This is a genomic window from Curtobacterium sp. MCJR17_020 (genome assembly GCF_003234365.2).
Classification (GTDB): Bacteria; Actinomycetota; Actinomycetes; order Actinomycetales; family Microbacteriaceae; genus Curtobacterium.
In genome coordinates this window covers 932,146-947,970 of record NZ_CP126260.1, presented here as the reverse complement: position 1 = coordinate 947,970, position 15,825 = coordinate 932,146, and the positions used below count along the sequence as shown (strand labels likewise).

The 15,825-nt window shown below is 71.6% G+C and carries 17 protein-coding genes; 8 read left to right on the top strand and 9 right to left on the bottom strand.

Annotated elements, in window-relative coordinates; translation table 11 throughout:
- Positions 1 to 251: 251 nt before the first annotated feature.
- Both DEJ14_RS04565 and DEJ14_RS04560 read right to left on the bottom strand, forming a co-directional pair.
- Positions 252 to 1,016 (bottom strand): DUF6264 family protein, encoded by a 765-nt coding sequence (locus DEJ14_RS04565; protein WP_111084802.1) that lies wholly within the window; start codon positions 1,014 to 1,016, stop codon positions 252 to 254.
- Positions 1,013 to 2,077 (bottom strand): 4-hydroxy-3-methylbut-2-enyl diphosphate reductase, encoded by a 1,065-nt coding sequence (locus DEJ14_RS04560; protein ID WP_374102062.1) that lies wholly within the window; start codon positions 2,075 to 2,077, stop codon positions 1,013 to 1,015. Before DEJ14_RS04560 ends, DEJ14_RS04565 begins: the two co-directional genes overlap by 4 nt.
- A 125-nt stretch (positions 2,078 to 2,202) precedes the next feature.
- Between DEJ14_RS04560 and xseA the strand changes: the two genes are divergently transcribed.
- Positions 2,203 to 3,495, top strand: a complete 1,293-nt coding sequence (gene xseA / locus DEJ14_RS04555; protein WP_111084803.1) for an exodeoxyribonuclease VII large subunit — start codon at positions 2,203 to 2,205, stop codon at positions 3,493 to 3,495.
- A gap of 28 nt (positions 3,496 to 3,523) precedes the next feature.
- Here xseA and DEJ14_RS04550 read toward each other — a convergent pair whose 3' ends face one another.
- Complete coding sequence (locus tag DEJ14_RS04550; protein ID WP_111084804.1) at positions 3,524 to 4,279, bottom strand: alpha/beta hydrolase; 756 nt, start codon at positions 4,277 to 4,279, stop codon at positions 3,524 to 3,526.
- 81 nt (positions 4,280 to 4,360) lie between these two features.
- On the opposite strand from DEJ14_RS04550, the gene DEJ14_RS04545 reads away from it, so the two are divergent.
- From DEJ14_RS04545 to DEJ14_RS04530, 4 genes are all read left to right on the top strand, one after another.
- Positions 4,361 to 4,606 carry an exodeoxyribonuclease VII small subunit gene (locus tag DEJ14_RS04545; protein WP_111084805.1) on the top strand — a complete coding sequence of 82 codons (246 nt, stop codon included), beginning with the start codon at positions 4,361 to 4,363 and terminating at the stop codon, positions 4,604 to 4,606.
- On the top strand, positions 4,603 to 5,238 hold the full coding sequence (locus tag DEJ14_RS04540) for a DUF4245 domain-containing protein (RefSeq protein WP_111084806.1): 636 nt from the start codon (positions 4,603 to 4,605) through the stop codon (positions 5,236 to 5,238). Before DEJ14_RS04545 ends, DEJ14_RS04540 begins: the two co-directional genes overlap by 4 nt.
- 76 nt (positions 5,239 to 5,314) lie before the next feature.
- Entirely contained in the window at positions 5,315 to 5,929 is a 615-nt protein-coding gene (locus tag DEJ14_RS04535; RefSeq protein ID WP_111084807.1) for a carbonic anhydrase, read from the top strand.
- Between the two features lie 161 nt (positions 5,930 to 6,090).
- Positions 6,091 to 7,494: a class II fumarate hydratase gene (locus DEJ14_RS04530; RefSeq protein WP_111084808.1), complete on the top strand. Its 1,404-nt coding sequence runs from the start codon at positions 6,091 to 6,093 to the stop codon at positions 7,492 to 7,494.
- A 92-nt stretch (positions 7,495 to 7,586) separates the two neighbouring features.
- On the opposite strand, the gene phoH2 is transcribed toward DEJ14_RS04530, so the two are convergent.
- The 3 genes from phoH2 to DEJ14_RS04515 all read right to left on the bottom strand — a co-directional run bounded on the left by phoH2 (position 7,587) and on the right by DEJ14_RS04515 (position 11,227).
- Positions 7,587 to 8,948, bottom strand: a complete 1,362-nt coding sequence (gene phoH2, locus DEJ14_RS04525) for an RNA 5'-3' helicase PhoH2 (RefSeq protein ID WP_181437469.1) — start codon at positions 8,946 to 8,948, stop codon at positions 7,587 to 7,589.
- 269 nt (positions 8,949 to 9,217) lie between these two features.
- Positions 9,218 to 10,327 carry an aminotransferase class V-fold PLP-dependent enzyme gene (locus DEJ14_RS04520; protein ID WP_111084809.1) on the bottom strand — a complete coding sequence of 370 codons (1,110 nt, stop codon included), beginning with the start codon at positions 10,325 to 10,327 and terminating at the stop codon, positions 9,218 to 9,220.
- Positions 10,328 to 10,441: 114 nt separating this feature from the next.
- Entirely contained in the window at positions 10,442 to 11,227 is a 786-nt protein-coding gene (locus DEJ14_RS04515) for an isoprenyl transferase (RefSeq protein ID WP_111084810.1), read from the bottom strand.
- A gap of 95 nt (positions 11,228 to 11,322) precedes the next feature.
- Between DEJ14_RS04515 and trhA the strand changes: the two genes are divergently transcribed.
- Positions 11,323 to 12,030: a PAQR family membrane homeostasis protein TrhA gene (trhA, locus tag DEJ14_RS04510; protein ID WP_111084811.1), complete on the top strand. Its 708-nt coding sequence runs from the start codon at positions 11,323 to 11,325 to the stop codon at positions 12,028 to 12,030.
- Positions 12,031 to 12,087: 57 nt separating this feature from the next.
- On the opposite strand, the gene DEJ14_RS04505 is transcribed toward trhA, so the two are convergent.
- Both DEJ14_RS04505 and mca read right to left on the bottom strand, forming a co-directional pair.
- Positions 12,088 to 12,393, bottom strand: coding sequence for a hypothetical protein (locus DEJ14_RS04505; RefSeq protein ID WP_111084812.1), 306 nt, complete (start codon positions 12,391 to 12,393; stop codon positions 12,088 to 12,090).
- Complete coding sequence (gene mca, locus DEJ14_RS04500; protein ID WP_111084813.1) at positions 12,390 to 13,280, bottom strand: mycothiol conjugate amidase Mca; 891 nt, start codon at positions 13,278 to 13,280, stop codon at positions 12,390 to 12,392. Before mca ends, DEJ14_RS04505 begins: the two co-directional genes overlap by 4 nt.
- Positions 13,281 to 13,303: 23 nt before the next feature.
- On the opposite strand from mca, the gene DEJ14_RS04495 reads away from it, so the two are divergent.
- Positions 13,304 to 13,804 carry a DUF4307 domain-containing protein gene (locus tag DEJ14_RS04495; RefSeq protein WP_159574203.1) on the top strand — a complete coding sequence of 167 codons (501 nt, stop codon included), beginning with the start codon at positions 13,304 to 13,306 and terminating at the stop codon, positions 13,802 to 13,804.
- Positions 13,805 to 13,874: 70 nt separating this feature from the next.
- Positions 13,875 to 14,363, top strand: coding sequence for a transcription elongation factor GreA (gene greA / locus DEJ14_RS04490; RefSeq protein WP_111084815.1), 489 nt, complete (start codon positions 13,875 to 13,877; stop codon positions 14,361 to 14,363).
- Positions 14,364 to 14,509: 146 nt separating this feature from the next.
- On the opposite strand, the gene ilvA is transcribed toward greA, so the two are convergent.
- On the bottom strand, positions 14,510 to 15,769 hold the full coding sequence (gene ilvA / locus DEJ14_RS04485; RefSeq protein ID WP_111084816.1) for a threonine ammonia-lyase: 1,260 nt from the start codon (positions 15,767 to 15,769) through the stop codon (positions 14,510 to 14,512).
- Between the last annotated feature and the right edge of the window lie 56 nt (positions 15,770 to 15,825).

Below are 15,825 nucleotides of genomic sequence, written 5' to 3'. Positions count from 1 at the left end.
CCGGCTGAACCCTGGCCGGCGTCCACGGGCTGGGGTGGTCACGACTCCCCGCGCGCGCAGGGCCGAGTGGTCACGAACTGTCGGTCGCGCCGGTGCCGGACGACACTTCGTGACCGCTCGACGGCGGGGCCGCGGGGTGTTGCGACCACTCGACGCGCGGATGCCGGCGCCGCGAGCAGCCCGGCGGTCAGGCGGTCAGGCGGTCAGGCGGTCAGGCGGTCAGGCGGTCAGGCGGTCAGGAGACCAGGAGGTCAGGCGCCGGCCTGGCGCATCATGAACTCGACGAACTGCGGGTCCTGGAACACCACGACGACGAACGCGATGGTGCTCACGAACGTGGCCACGACCGCGCCGACGATCGGCACCCAGAACGTGCGCTTGCGTGCCCGGAGCCGGCGGATCGACCACCACGCCACGAGCGCGAAGACCACGACGTTCGTGATCGCACCGATGATCGCGGCACCGCTCAGTGCACTCGGGTCGTTCAGCGCCGTGTACTGCGTCTCGAGGGTCCGACGCACCGTCGACGCGACGTTGGTCACCGCGAGGGACTGCACCACGGAGATGAGTCCGAAGGCGAGCAGCCCGACCGTCAGGACGAAGTCGGCGGGCGTGCGGCCGAACCGACTCGTCGACGCGGAACGCTGCGGCCCGCCCGTGGTCGGGTCTCCGGCTGCGCCGGGTCGGCCTGGAGGCACGGTACCGGTCGGCGCTCCGGCACCCGACCGGTACGCGGTCGCGCCGTCCTGCCCGGCCTGGCTCGCCGCCTGCTGGCGACGGTCGCGCTCCTGCTGCTCGCGCTCCTGACGTTCCTGCTCGGCCAGGACCGGGTTGACCCATCCCTCGGGTGCGTACTCGCCGTACGCGGGGGCGGGTCGGCCGTTGACCCGGCCGCTCGCGGCACCGGCGGCCGTCGTCGGGGACGTGCCCCGGGCCTCCTGGCCGGCCGCTGCCGTGTCGTCGACGTGACCCGGCTCGCGCTGCGGCACCGAGCCCCAGCCGTCCGCGCCGCTCATGCCCGACGCCCGCCGAGCGCGCGCGTCGGGTTGCCCGACGCGTCGGTGCGGAGCTCCTTGGGGAGCGAGAACATCAGGTCTTCGTGTGCGGTCACGACTTCTTCCACGGCGCCGTACCCGGCGTCGGCGAGTTGTTCGAGGACCTCGGCGACGAGCTCTTCGGGGACGGACGCTCCGCTCGTGACGCCGACGGTGGCGACACCGTCGAGCCACTCCTGGCGGATCTCCTCGGCGTAGTCGACGCGGTGCGCGGCCTTCGCGCCGTGCTCCAGGGCGACCTCGACCAGACGGACGCTGTTCGACGAGTTCGCGGAGCCGACGACGATCACCAGGTCGGTGCCCGGGGCGACCTTCTTGATCGCGACCTGGCGGTTCTGGGTGGCGTAGCAGATGTCGTCGGACGGCGGGTTCGCGATCGTGGGGTACTTCTCGCGCAGCAGGCGGACGGTCTCCATCGTCTCGTCGACGCTCAGCGTGGTCTGCGACAGCCAGACGAGGTTGTCGGGGTCGGGGACGTCGAGCGCGGCGACGTCGTCCGGCCCGTTGACCAGGATCGTGCGGTCGGGGGCGTGTCCCATCGTGCCCTCGACCTCTTCGTGACCGGTGTGCCCGATCAGGATGATGGTGCGCTCCGCCTTGGCGAACCGGGTGGCCTCGCGGTGGACCTTGGTGACCAGGGGGCAGGTGGCGTCGATGGCGTGCAGGTCGCGGTCGGCAGCGCCGGCGACGACGGCCGGCGAGACGCCGTGGGCGCTGAAGACGACGTGCGAACCACGCGGGACCTCGGCGACGTCGTCGACGAACACCGCACCGCGCTGCTCGAGCGTCGACACGACGTGGACGTTGTGGACGATCTGCTTGCGGACGTAGACGGGCTCGCCGTACTGCTCGAGCGCCTTCTCGACCGCGACCACCGCTCGGTCGACCCCGGCGCAGTAGCCGCGTGGTGCCGCGAGCAGCACCTTCTTCGGACCGGCGACCGGCTCGTCACGCAGTCGCCCACGCGCCGCGTGCACACGCGGAGGGGCGAGCGGGACCGTGTGGCCGTTGGTGATCGTCACGTCCCCGATGATAGGTGAGCGGGACGCACGCGACCTGGGCGCGGGCACCGTCGGTGGAGAACCCACCGCTCGCCCGCTGTCACCGGTGTCGGGCACGATGGACGTCCCGCACGAGAAGGAGCGACATGGCGATCGAACAGGGCCCGCCGACGGCCGACAACCCGTGGCCGGTAGCGCTCCTCGGCGCGAAGCTCCGCGACTGGATCGACCGCCTCGGCACCGCGTGGATCGAGGGCGAGATCACGCAGTGGAACGTCGCGGGCGGCAACGTCTACGGCAAGCTCAAGGACGTCGAGGTCGATGCGACGGTGTCGTTCTCGATCTGGTCGAGCGTGCGGTCCCGGGTGCCGGCGGACATCAAGCAGGGCGACCGGGTCGTCGCGGCGGTCAAGCCGAACTACTGGGTCAAGGGCGGCTCGCTGACCATGCAGGTCGTCGAGATGAAGCACGTCGGCCTCGGTGACCTGCTCGAACGCCTCGAACGCCTGCGCCGCACCCTGGGCGAAGAGGGACTGTTCGACCCCGCACGCAAGAAGCGGCTGCCGTTCCTGCCGCACCGCATCGGCCTGATCACCGGCAAGGACTCCGACGCCGAGAAGGACGTCAAGCGCAACGCGCAGCTCCGGTGGCCGCAGGTCGAGTTCCGCACCGTCCACACCGCGGTGCAGGGCGAGCGCACCGTGGGCGAGGTCACGGCGGCGATCCTCGAGCTCGACGCCGACCCGACGGTCGACGTCATCATCATCGCCCGCGGTGGCGGCGACTTCCAGAACCTGCTCGGCTTCAGCGACGAAGGACTCGTCCGCGCAGCAGCAGCGGCGAGCACCCCGATCGTGTCGGCCATCGGGCACGAGGCCGACCGTCCCATCCTCGACGAGGTCGCGGACCTCCGCGCCTCGACCCCCACCGACGCCGCCAAGCGCGTCGTGCCCGACGTCGCGGAAGAGCTCGCGAACGTCCGGCAGGCCCGTGCCCGCATCGGCCTGCGGTTGTCGCAGACGCTCGCGGTCGAGGCCGACCGGATCGCCGCACTCCGGTCGCGCCCGGCGCTCGCGTCGACGGCGTGGCTCGTCGACACCCGTGCGGAAGAGGTCGCTCGTGACCTCTCCCGGTCGCGGGAGCTGCTCGACCGTCGGCTCGAGCGGGGCCACTCCGAGGTCGGGCACCTGACCGCCAGGCTCCGTGCGCTGTCGCCGCGCGACACCCTGCGCCGCGGCTACGCGATCGTGCAGCGGGCCGACGGCGGCGTGGTGCGGTCGTCCGACGACCTGACCGGGCAGACGCCGGTGCACGTCACGCTCGGCGCGGGGACGGCGACCGGAACGCTCGAACCGGACGGGCCGGGTCCGGACGGGTCGGGTTCAGCCGGGTCGGGTTCGGACGGGTCGGGTTCGGACGGGTCGGGTTCGGCCGCCTGACGCGTCGGGGTCGCCGACGGCCTGGTCATCACCAGCCGCGGTCGCGCAGCCAGGTCGTCGCCAGCGTGCTCCACGCCTCGGCCGGCCCGAGGCCCTCGGCGAGCCCGATGCCGTGCACCCCGCGCTCGAACACGTGCAGGTCGAACGGCACCCCGTGCCGCGCCAGCGCGTGAGCGTAGGACAGCGAGTGCGTCACCGGCACGTGCTCGTCCTCGGCCGTGTGCCACAGGAAGGTCGGCGGGGTCCGGTCGTCGACGAGCAGGTCCGCGTCCACCGCGGACCGCTCGCGGACGCTCGCGCCCGGTCCGAGCAGGTTGTCGGCGCTGCCGACGTGCGGGTGGTCCGTCATCGACGTCACCGGGTAGCAGAGCACCGTCAGGTCGGGTCGGTCGTCGACGTCCGACACGGCGCGCTCGGCCGGCGTCGGTGCGTTCGACACGAGGGCCGCCAGGTGCCCGCCTGCCGACGAACCGATCACGACGATCCGCGGGTCGGACGGGAGGCCCGCCCAGCGTCCGGCACGCAGGTCGCGGACGAGCGCGCGGGTCGCCACCACGGCGTCCGGGTGGCGGTGCGGGGCGAGCGGGTACGCGAACACGACCGCGTCGATGCCGATCCCGTTCAGCCAGCGGGCGTACCCCTCCCCCTCGTGCGGAGCGTGCATGCCGTACCCGCCCCCGGGCAGGACGACCGCGAGCGAGGGGCGGTCCGGCAGCCCGTCGCGCTCCGCGCTCGGTCCGTCCGGTGCCGGGTACCAGTCCACGCCCTCGGGGAGATCCGTCATGGCGCGACCCTACCGGCCGGTGTTCTCCCCAGGCGCAGCGGGCACGTCGGTCAGTCGGTGGACCCTCGGTAGGATCGAGTCGTGCCATCCCAGCAGGAACCCGAGCAGACCGACGTCCAGTCGCTGAGCTACGAAGCGGCCCGCGACGAACTCGTGCGCGTCGTGAGCGAGCTCGAACAGGGCTCCGCGACCCTCGAGCGCTCGCTGTCGCTCTGGGAGCGCGGCGAAGCCCTGGCCGCCCGCTGCGAAGAGTGGCTCGTCGGCGCCCGGGCTCGGCTCGACGCGGCCCGTGCGGCCAGCAGCGCCGAGGACGGCTCCGCCCGATGACCGACGCGAACGGTCGCCCGATCGTCGCCGAGCTCGGCCGACCCGAGACGGCAGAGGAGACCTGGGCACGCAAGGACGCCGCACGGACCGCTCGCCGCCAGCACCAGACGGCCTTCAACCTCGTGATCGCGCTCATCGCGTCGCTCGGCATCGTGCTGTTCCTCGTCGCCGTGGTCGTGCGTCCGAACACCACGGTCGACCGCACCGTGGACTACCAGCAGATCGCGGCCGACGCCCACGTCGGCGACGTCACCCTCGCCGCCCCCGACCTGCCGAGCGGCTTCACGTCGAACCGCGCCGACTTCTCCGACAAGACCTCGGACGACGTCGACGTCTGGACCGTCGGGTTCGTGACGCCGGACAAGCAGTACCTCAGCCTGCAGCAGGGCGTGGACGCCAACGGCTCGTGGGTGTCGAACCAGCTCGACCAGCGCCCGTCGACCGGCACGCGCGTCATCGACGGCACGAAGTGGACCGTCTACGACCGACGGGCCGAGGGCTCCGACGCCGGCAACCACGCGTACTCGCTCGTGTCGACGTTCGGCACCAACACGATCGTGCTCTCCGGCACCGCCGACGACTCGTCGTACCGCACCGTGGCCACGGCCGTGACGAAGCAGTTCTCCCAGTAGCGACCGCCGGACGAATCCTGCCGGCCACCCCGCAGCCCGACCACTCGAACTGATCCGACCCGATCCGAGGAGCCCCATGCCCGACCGCGCCGCCTCCACCCCGTCCGACGCCCTGCGCCTGCTCGTCGACGGCAACGCCCGCTTCGCCGCCGACAAGCGCCGCATGGGCCGCACGGACCCCGACCGCCGCACCGAGCTCCAGGGGTCGCAGGCGCCGTTCGCGACCGTCCTCGGCTGCTCCGACTCGCGCGTGCCGTTCGAGCACGTGTTCGACGCGGGCATCGGTGACCTCTTCGCCATCCGCAACGCCGGGCAGATCGTCGACGACGTCGTGCTCGGGTCGATCGAGTTCGCGGTCGTCGCGCTCGGCACCCCGCTCGTCGTCGTCCTGCGCCACACCCGGTGCGGTGCCGTCGCCGCCGCTCGCTCGGGTGAGCCGGTCCCCGCGCCGCACCTGCAGGCCCTGGTCGACGCCATCGCCCCGAGCGTCGAGAAGGTCCGTGCCACCGACGCCGAGCTCCCGCAGGAGGCGATCGGCGCCGCCCACCTCGAGGCCACGCTCCGCCAGGTGCTCGAGCGCTCCGGTGCCGTCTCCGACGCGATCGCCGAGGGCCGGCTGGCCGTCGTCGGCGCGACCTACGACCTCGGCACGGGCGAGGTCACCATCGACACGGTGGTCGGCAACGCCTGACGCCCCCTCGGCGCCGCACCCGCACGTCCCACATCCGTCGCACCGGTACAGTCGAACGAGACGCCCGGCGCCGGTTCCGTGACCCACGGAGACCTCGTGCGCCGGCGCAGTCCCCCGACGCGACCGCGTCCGGCGAGCACCCCAGGAAGGACCACGACGACGTGACCGACACCACCGAGACCGAGTTCCGCATCGAGCACGACACCATGGGCGAGGTGCGGGTGCCGAAGTCGGCGTTGTACCGCGCCCAGACCCAGCGCGCGGTCGAGAACTTCCCCATCTCGGGCACCGGGCTCGAGTCGGCCCAGATCGTGGCGCTCGCCCGCATCAAGCGCGCCGCGGCCATCGTGAACGGCGACCTCGGCATCGTCGAGCCCGCCGTCGCCGATGCCATCGCCGGCGCCGCAGACCTGATCATCGGTGGGCAGCACCACGACCAGTTCCCCGTCGACGTGTACCAGACCGGCAGCGGCACCTCGTCGAACATGAACATGAACGAGGTCCTGGCCACGCTGGCGTCGGACATCGGCGGCACCGCGGTGCACCCGAACGACCACGTCAACGCCTCGCAGTCGTCGAACGACGTGTTCCCGACCTCGGTGCACGTCGCCGTGACCGAAGCCCTGCTGCGCTCGCTCGTCCCGGCGCTCGAGCACCTCGCCGAGTCCCTCGAGGCCAAGGCCACACTGTGGGCCGACGCCGTGAAGTCCGGCCGCACGCACCTGATGGACGCCACCCCGGTCACCCTCGGCCAGGAGTTCGGCGGCTACGCACGCCAGATCCGCCTGGGCATCGAGCGGGTCACCGCGACGCTCCCCCGCGTCGCCGAGGTCCCGCTCGGCGGCACCGCCGTCGGCACCGGCATCAACACCCCGAAGGGCTTCCCGCAGCGGGTCATCGCCCAGCTCGCGAGCGACACCGACCTGCCGATCACCGAGGCCGTCGACCACTTCGAGGCCCAGGGCGCGCGCGACGCACTGGTCGAGGCCTCCGGGGCGCTCAAGGTGCTCGCGGTCAGCCTGACGAAGATCAACAACGACCTGCGCTGGATGGGGTCCGGCCCGAACACCGGGCTCGGCGAACTGCACATCCCCGACCTGCAGCCGGGCTCGTCGATCATGCCCGGCAAGGTCAACCCGGTCATCCCCGAGGCCACCCTGATGGTGGGCGCGCGGGTCATCGGCAACGACGCCACCATCGCCTGGGCCGGTGCGTCCGGTGCGTTCGAGCTCAACGTCGCGATCCCCGTGATGGGGACGGCGCTGCTCGAGTCGATCCGCCTGCTGGCGAACAGCTCGCGGGTGCTGGCCGACAAGACCATCGACGGGCTGCAGGCGAACCTCGAGCGCGCCCGGGCCTTCGCCGAGTCGTCGCCGTCGATCGTCACCCCGCTCAACCGGGTCATCGGCTACGAGGCCGCCGCCAAGGTCGCGAAGTACGCCGTCGCCGAGGGCATCACCGTCCGCCAGGCCGTCGTGGCGCTCGGACACGTCGAGCGTGGCGAGGTCACCGAGGAGCAGCTCGACGCGGCACTGGACGTCCTGTCCATGACCCACCCGAACTGAGCTCCTGCCGCGGGCAAGTCTCGCGGTGAGCGACAGTTCTCGCGCCGGTGCGCGCGAGAACTGTCGCTCAGGCCGAGTCTCGGCCGACGGACCTACACCAGGTCGGGCGAGTCCAGCAGGTCCGTCACGAGGGCGGCGATCGCGGAGCGCTCCGACCGGGTCAGCGTGACGTGGGCGAACAGCGGGTGGCCCTTGAGCCGCTCGATGACGCTCGCGATGCCGTCGTGCCGTCCGACCCGCAGGTTGTCGCGCTGCGCGACGTCGTGGGTGAGCACCACGCGGGAGTTCTGCCCGATGCGGGAGAGCATCGTGAGCAGCACGTTCCGTTCGAGTGACTGGGCCTCGTCGACGATCACGAACGCGTCGTGCAGGGACCGACCGCGGATGTGCGTGAGCGGGAGTACCTCGATCAAGCCGCGTTCGACGACCTCGTCGAGGACGTTGTCGGACACCACCGACCCGAGGGTGTCGTAGACCGCCTGCGCCCACGGGTTCATCTTCTCGCCGGCGTCGCCGGGCAGGAACCCGAGGTCCTGGCCGCCCACGGCGTACAGCGGCCGGAACACCATGATCTTCTTGTGCTGCTGTCGTTCGAGGACCGCTTCGAGCCCGGCGCACAGGGCCAACGCGGACTTCCCCGTGCCGGCGCTGCCACCCAGGGACACGATGCCGATCTCGGAGTCGAGCAGGGCGTCGATCGCGAGCCGCTGCTCGGCGGACCGGCCGCGCAGCCCGAAGACCTCCCGATCGCCCCGGACCAGGGCGACGGAACCGGCCGTGTGCACGCGACCGAGGGCCGAACCGCGCTCGGAGTGGATGACGACACCGGTGTTGACCGGCACGCCGTCGAGCTGGACGGAGCGGATCTCCTCCTTCTCGTACAGGTCGGCCATCTGCTCGCCGGACACCTGCAGGTCGGCGATGCCGGTGTAGCCGGAGTCGACCGCGAGCTCGGCGCGGTACTCCTCTGCCGCCATGCCGATCGATGACGCCTTGACGCGCAGGGGCAGGTCCTTCGACACGACGACCACGTCGAGCCCGTCGTTCTGCAGGTTCGAGGCGACGGCGAGGATGCGGGAGTCGTTGTCGCCGAGCTGCAGCCCGGACGGCAGGACGGACTGGTTGGAGTGGTTCAGCTCGACGCGGAAGGAACCGCCGTCACCGAGCGCGATCGGGAAGTCGAGCCGTTCGTGTTCGATGCGCATCTCGTCCAGCAGCCGCAGGGCCTGCCGGGCGAAGTACCCGATCTCCGGGTCGTTGCGCTTCGACTCGAGTTCGCTGACGACCACCACGGGCAGGACCACCGCGTGCTCGGCGAAGCGGAACAACGCCCGCGGATCGCTGAGGAGCACCGATGTGTCGAGCACGTACGTGCGCTGGGCGACCGATGTGGACGAGTCCGCGGTGTGCTGGTGCTGGGTTCCGCGAGAGACGTTCTGAGAGGTCACGACCACTCCATCCCCGGGCCGCGAGCAGCCCGGTCCATGTCCTCGAACGCGGCCGTGGAGCGGGTCCCGAAGCACCGACTGTGGCCGCTTCGATCGGGCGCGGTGCCCGATGGGGACAACGTACGTCCGGCCTCCGACACCCCGCCAGCGACACGCGGATTCCGGCGTTACGGTCACGTGAACAACGTGACTCCGGCAGTCGACGCGGCCGGCCGCCGGACGGGAGGCCCGTGGCGGCGCCGCCACGGGCCTCCCGTCCGCCTGTTGGGCGCGCGCTACTGCAGCGTGGCGTACGAGACGCAGGCGTCCCGGAACATGTCCAGCGTCTCGTCGGTGGTCGAGGCGAACACCGACACCCGCGCGACGCCGAGCCGCGTCGTCGCGGTCACACCGTGGTTGTGCAGTGCCGCGGACAGCGCGGTGAGGCGCCCCTCGGCCGGCCGCAGCACGACGATTCCGGCGCGCTCGCGCGGGTCGCGGCTGGACTCGACCTCGAGCCCGAACTCGTCCGCGATCGCGAACACGCGCTCGACGCGCTCGGTCACGCGCTCCTGCACGGCGGCGACACCGACGGCGGTCAGCCGGTCCAGCGACACCGCGAGGCGGGCCTGCGCGATGGGGTCGATGCGGGTCATCTGGTACCCGGCGGCACCGGGGCGCACGGCGGGGACGTCCACGGGCCAGCCGGTGGTGCCGTGCGGGCCGGACAGGGCCGGACGCAGGCGGTTCAGGGCACGGTCGCTGAAGGCGGTGAAGCCCGTGCCCCAGCCGGCGTGCAGCCATTTCTGGCCGCCGGTCGCGACGACGTCCGCGATCTCGTACGGGGCGTCGACGACCCCGAAGCCCTGGATCGCGTCGAGGATCAGCAGGCGGTCGCCGATGACCTCGCGGATGCCGGCGAGGTCGGCCAGGTAGCCGGTCCGCCAGTCGACCAGCGACACCGCCACGGCCGTCACGTCGTCGGTCAGGCGCTCCTGGATGAGCGAGGGCGTCATCCACCCGGCACCGGACTCGATGACGACGGGCTGGACGCGGCCGCCGGTCGCCGAGGCGGCGCTCGCCAGTGCGAGCGGCAGCGAGGGGTACTCGTCGGCCGACACCAGCACACCGCCGGTCAGGCCGAAGGCGGTGTGCAGCAGGCCGGGAGTGGTGGCGGTCTGCGAGACGACCTGGTCCTCGCGGCGACCGACCAAGCGGGCGGCGACCGTGCGGACTCGGGCGTCCTGCTCGTCGAGGGTCTCCATGGCGCCGAAGCGCATGTGCTCCTGGATCGTGCCGAGCACGCGCTGCTCCTCGAGCACGGCGGTCTGCACGGGGCCGAACGCAGCGTGGTCGAGGTAGCCGGGGTCCTCGGAGAAGCCGGCGGCGTACTCGTCGATGTTCACAGGGGTGCACCTTTCACAGTGTCGAACCCTGAGAGCCTACTGGGACGGGGCTGCCGCGGCCGACGCGACGCGGGACGTGGCCACTGAGTGCGCGGCGCTGGCCGCGACCGTCGGTCAGCCGCCGAAGCGTCGCGAGCGGAGGCCGAAGTCGCGGACGGCGCGCAGGAAGTCGACCTCGCGCAGGTCGGGGTAGAGCGCCTCGACGAAGTAGAACTCGCTGTGCGCGCTCTGCCACAGCATGAAGTCGGACAGCCGCTGCTCGCCCGAGGTGCGGATCACGAGGTCGGGGTCGGGCTGGCCCTGCGTGTACAGGTGGTCGCCGATGAGCTCCGGGGTCAGGACCTCGGCCAGGGTGTCGATCGTGCCGCCACCCGCGCCGTGCGACTCCACGATGCTGCGCATGGCGTCGGCGATCTCGCGGCGTCCGCCGTACCCGACGGCCAGGTTGATGTGGAGTCCGGTCCGACCGGCGGTGCGCTCCTCGGCCTGCGCGAGCGCGGACACGAGCGAGTCGGGCAGGCCCTCGTTCGACCCGACGTGCTGGACGCGCCAGTCCGTGGTGCCGGCGAGGACCCCGGCCAGGTCGCCGATGATGCCGACGAGCTCGCTGAGTTCCGCTCCGGCGCGCCCGGTGAGGTTGTCGGCGGAGAGCAGGTAGAGCGTCACGACCTCGATGCCGAGCTCGTCGCACCAGGTCAGGAACTCGGGGATCTTCGCGGCGCCGGCGCGGTGGCCGTGCGCGGCGGACTCGAGCCCGAGCTGCTTCGCCCACCGACGGTTGCCGTCGACGATCATGGCGACGTGCTTCGGCTTCGCGCTGCCCTCGATCTGGCGGCGGATGCGGCTCTGGTAGGCGCGGTAGAGGATCCCTCGTCCTGCCCATCCCACCCTGCCGGTCACGCACCGAGCGTAGTGCACCGTCGGTCGGAGCGTCCCGAGTGCGGCTCCCCGAGGACTCGTGGCATCCGTTCGGGCACGGGGCTTACAGTCGGCACATGCAGGACGAGCACGAGACCGCCACCCTCCCCCACGTCCCGTTCACCGAAGAAGCCGCGACGACCACGGAGGACACCCGCCCCGCCTGGCGCGGGTGGATCCACCTCGGCGCGTTCCCGTTCGCCATCGCGATGGGCATCGTCCTCATCGCCCTGGCGGACAGCACCGCGGCGAAGGTCGGCAGTGCGGTGTTCATGGCGACGTCGCTGGCCATGTTCGGGGTCTCCGCGACGTACCACCGGTTCCCGTGGGGACCGACCGTCAAGGCGGTGCTCAAGCGCATCGACCACACGAACATCCTGCTGCTCATCGCCGGCACCTACACGCCGATCGCGATCTGCGCCCTGCCGCACACCCTGATGGTGGTCGTGCTCTGGGTGATGTGGTCCGGCGCCGCCCTCGGCATCGCGTTCCGGGTGCTGTGGATCAACGCGCCCCGGTGGCTGTACGTGCCGATCTACCTGGTGCTCGGGTGCGCGGCGCTCGGGCTGCTGCCGCAGTTCTTCGCGGCGAGCGTCCCGATGACCGTGCTCATCCTGTCCGGGGGCGTCGCCTACATCGTCGGCGCGCTGGTCTACGGCTTCAAGCGGCCGAACCCGGTGCCCACCCAGTTCGGCTTCCACGAGGTGTTCCACGCCCTGACGGTCGTGGCCTTCGGCGCGCAGTGGGTCGGCGTGCTCATCGTCGCCCTGGACCCGGTGCGCTGACGGACGGGAGGCCCGGTGCCAGCTGGCACCGGGCCTTCCGTCCGCCGTGCGGTCGCGTCAACCGCGCTCGGTGTCGTCCCCGACGTCGGCCCGGCCGTCCTCGGCCGCACGACGCTCCGACTCGTCCGTCGCCGGACCGTCGACGGCGGTGCCGTTCGCCTCCGCCTCGAGGCGCTCGCGGATCTCCGACCGGTAGCGCGTCCGCCGGATGCGCCGGGTCATGTCGACGACCAGCACGATCGTCGCGACAGCCACGAGCGCGATGGCGATGAACCCGACGACACCGGGGGTGACGTTCACGTCCGGCACGACGCTGGGGCTGGGACTGGGGGTGGCGGCGAGTGCCGCCGCGATGGAGCTCACGGGGTCGGTTCCTTGTCGGCAGGGATCCCGGCGAACAGATCGGTCTCCGGGAGCTCGGTCGGCACGCGGGCCTCCACGAGCTGGTAGTCCTCGGTCGGCCACACCGTGGCCAGGAGGTCGTTCGGCCAGTAGAAGAACGCACTGTCCGGTGCCACCTGGCTGGCATGGGCACGGAGCGCGGCGTCGCGCTGGTCGAAGTACTCGTGCACGTCGACGTGCGTGGTGGCGAGGTCGGGCCGGTCGGCGAACCGTTCGACCCATTCGCGCAGCTGCTCGATCGCGGGGCTGTCCGGGTCGCGGTCCTGCAGCGCCTCGAAGATCGTCCGGAAGCGGCGCGGGTTCATCGTGCGCTCGTAGTAGAGCTTCGCGATCGACCACGGTTCGCCGGCCGCGGGGTACGCAGCGGGGTCGGCCGCGGCGCTCCACGCGGCGACGGACACCTCGTGCGTGCGGATGTGGTCGGGGTGCGGGTAGCCACCGTTCTCGTCGTAGGTGACGAGCACGTGCGGACGGAACCGGCGGATCACCCGGACGAGCGCCTCGGTGCTGTACTCGAGCGGCACGGTCGAGAACGTGCCGGGTCGGACGGTCTCGCCCTTGTCAGCGTCGGGCAGCCCGGAGTCGTGGTAACCGAGCCACAGGTGGTCGATGCCGAGGGCCGCCTGCGCGGCGGCCATCTCACCGCGGCGGTACCCGGCCATGTCGCGGTGCGCGCGGCTCGTCGCGGGTTCGCCGAGCTGCTCGTTGAGGATGTCGCCGGCCTCTCCGCCGGTGCAGGACACGACCAGCACCTCGTGCCCCTCGGCCACGTACTTCGCCGCGGTCGCCGCCCCCTTGCTCGACTCGTCGTCGGGGTGGGCGTGGACGGCCAGCAAGCGGTACGGCACGGGACTTCCTCACGTGGGTGAGCGTGGGCGAGCGGAGGACGAGCGAGGACGGGAAGTGCACAGCGACGCGTGAACTACCCTGGGATCAGGATAATCACCCCGGGAGCCCCGAACTGTCCGAACAGCACCACACCGCCACCCTCGACGACCGCTACGGCCGCACCCCGGCCCGCGCGCGCCGCAGCAAGGCCGTCGCGATCACCGCCGCCATCGCCGTGGTCGTGGTCTTCGCCGCCTGGGTGATCTGGGCGGGTCTCGACCAGTCCGACCGCGGCCTGACCGACGACGTCGTGGGGTACGAGGTCCTCTCCCAGCACAGCACGGTCGTGCACTCGCAGGTCTCCGTCGACCCGGGCGTCCGGGCGAAGTGCGCCGTCCAGGTCCTCGACAAGAGCTACTCGATCGTCGGCTGGAAGGAGATCACCCTCGCCCCGTCCGAGCAGCGCACCCGCAGTGTCAGCACCGAGGTGACGACCACGACCCGTGGCGTCACCGGCTTGATCCACGACTGCTGGATTCCCTAGACTGTCCTGATTCGCCTCTCGAGACCGACCACTCGGCCGGTCTCGTTTTTCATGGTCGAAGGGACAGAAGATGAGCAACGACACGCAGGTCACCTGGCTGACCCAGGAGGCACACGACCGTCTCCAGGCGGAGCTCGACGAGCTGAGCGGCGAGGGCCGTGCCGAGATCGCGCGCCGCATCGAGGCCGCTCGCGAAGAGGGCGACCTCAAGGAGAACGGCGGCTACCACGCCGCCAAGGACGAGCAGGGCAAGATCGAGGCTCGTATCCGCGTCCTCACGAACCTCCTCAAGCACGCCACCGTCAGCGAAGCCGTCTTCGACGGCACGGTCGAGCCCGGCACCGTCGTCACCGCGGTCATCGCAGGCGACGAGTCGACGTTCCTGGTCGGCAGCCGCGAGATCGTCGCCGAGGGCTCCGACCTGACGGTCTACAGCCCGGTCAGCCCCGTCGGCGCGGCGATCGTCGGCCTCAAGGCCGGTGACAAGGCCACCTACACGGCGCCGAACGGCAAGGAGATCGCGGTCGAGGTCGTCAAGATCGAGCGCTACGAGCCGTAGGCAGCACCACCGACGGACAGGAGGCCCGGGGCGACACCGCCACGGGCCTCCTGTCCGTCTGTCGGTCGCGTCCACGGCCCCGCTCGCCGGGGCGCACCACGGATGCGACAGGACACGCGTCGAACGACTCGTGGATCGTCGCAGGACTAGTGCTCGAGGAGCTCCGGGCGGAAGCCGACCTCGTGCAGGCGCTGGATGACCTCCTGCGCGTGCTCGGGGCCGCGCGCCTCGATCGACAGGTCGAGGGCCACCTCGTTGATGACCAGGCCCTGTCCGTGGCGGGTGTGCAGGACCTCGACCACGTTCGCGCCGGCGTCCGAGATCACCTGGGCGACCCGGGCGAGCTGGCCCGGACGGTCCGGCAGCATGATGCGGATGCCGATGTAGCGCGACGCGGCGACAAGACCGCGGGTAATCACACGCTCCATCATGAGCGGGTCGATGTTGCCTCCGGACAGCAGCACGACGGTGCGCCCGGTGTCGCGGACCGCGCCGGACATGATCGCCGCGACGCCGACGGCTCCGGCGGCCTCGACCACGAGCTTCGCACGCTCGAGCAGCACGAGCAGGGCGCGGGCGGTGTCGTCGTCGGAGACCGTGACGATGTCGTCGACCAGGTCGCGGATGATCGGGAAGTTCAGGTCGCCGGGGCGGGCGACCGCGATGCCGTCGGCGATCGTCGGTGTCGTCGTGATCGTGACGGGCTCGCCTGCGCGGATCGACGACGGGTACGCAGCGGCGTTCTCGGCCTGCACCCCGATGACCTTGATCGGTCGTCCGAGCCGCTCGGCCATGCCCTTGACGGCGAGGGCGATGCCGGAGATGACCCCGCCGCCGCCGATCGGCACGACGACGGTGTCCACGTCGGGCACCTGGTCGATGATCTCGAGGCCGAGGGTTCCCTGGCCGGCGATGACGGCGGGGTGGTCGAACGGCGGGATGAAGACCGCGCCGGTGTGCGCGGCGAAGTCCTTGGCGGCGCTCAGGGCTTCTTCCACCGAGTGGCCCCGCAGGACGACCTCGGCGCCGTAGTGGCGGGTGGCCTGCAGCTTCGGCAGCGCGACGCCGACCGGGGTGAAGATCGTCGCCGGGATGCCGAGCTCGCGGGCGGCGAGAGCGACCCCCTGGGCGTGGTTGCCGGCGCTGGCTGCGACGACGCCCTTGGAGCGCTGTTCCTCGGACAGGGTCGACAGGCGGTTGTACGCACCGCGGACCTTGTAGGCGCCGGTGCGCTGCAGGTTCTCGCACTTCAGGTGCACCGGCGAACCGAGCAGCTCGGCCAGGAACTGCGAGGTCTCCATCGGGGTGACGCGCGCGACGCCCGAGATGGTCTCCCGCGCCGTCTCGATGTCCGCGAGGGTGGGGATCGCGGCGAGCGTGTGCTGGGGGGCGCTGGTGTCGGTCACTCCCCCATCATCGTCGTTCCGGGCGTCCGCGGCGAACCCGTGACACGAGGGATCGT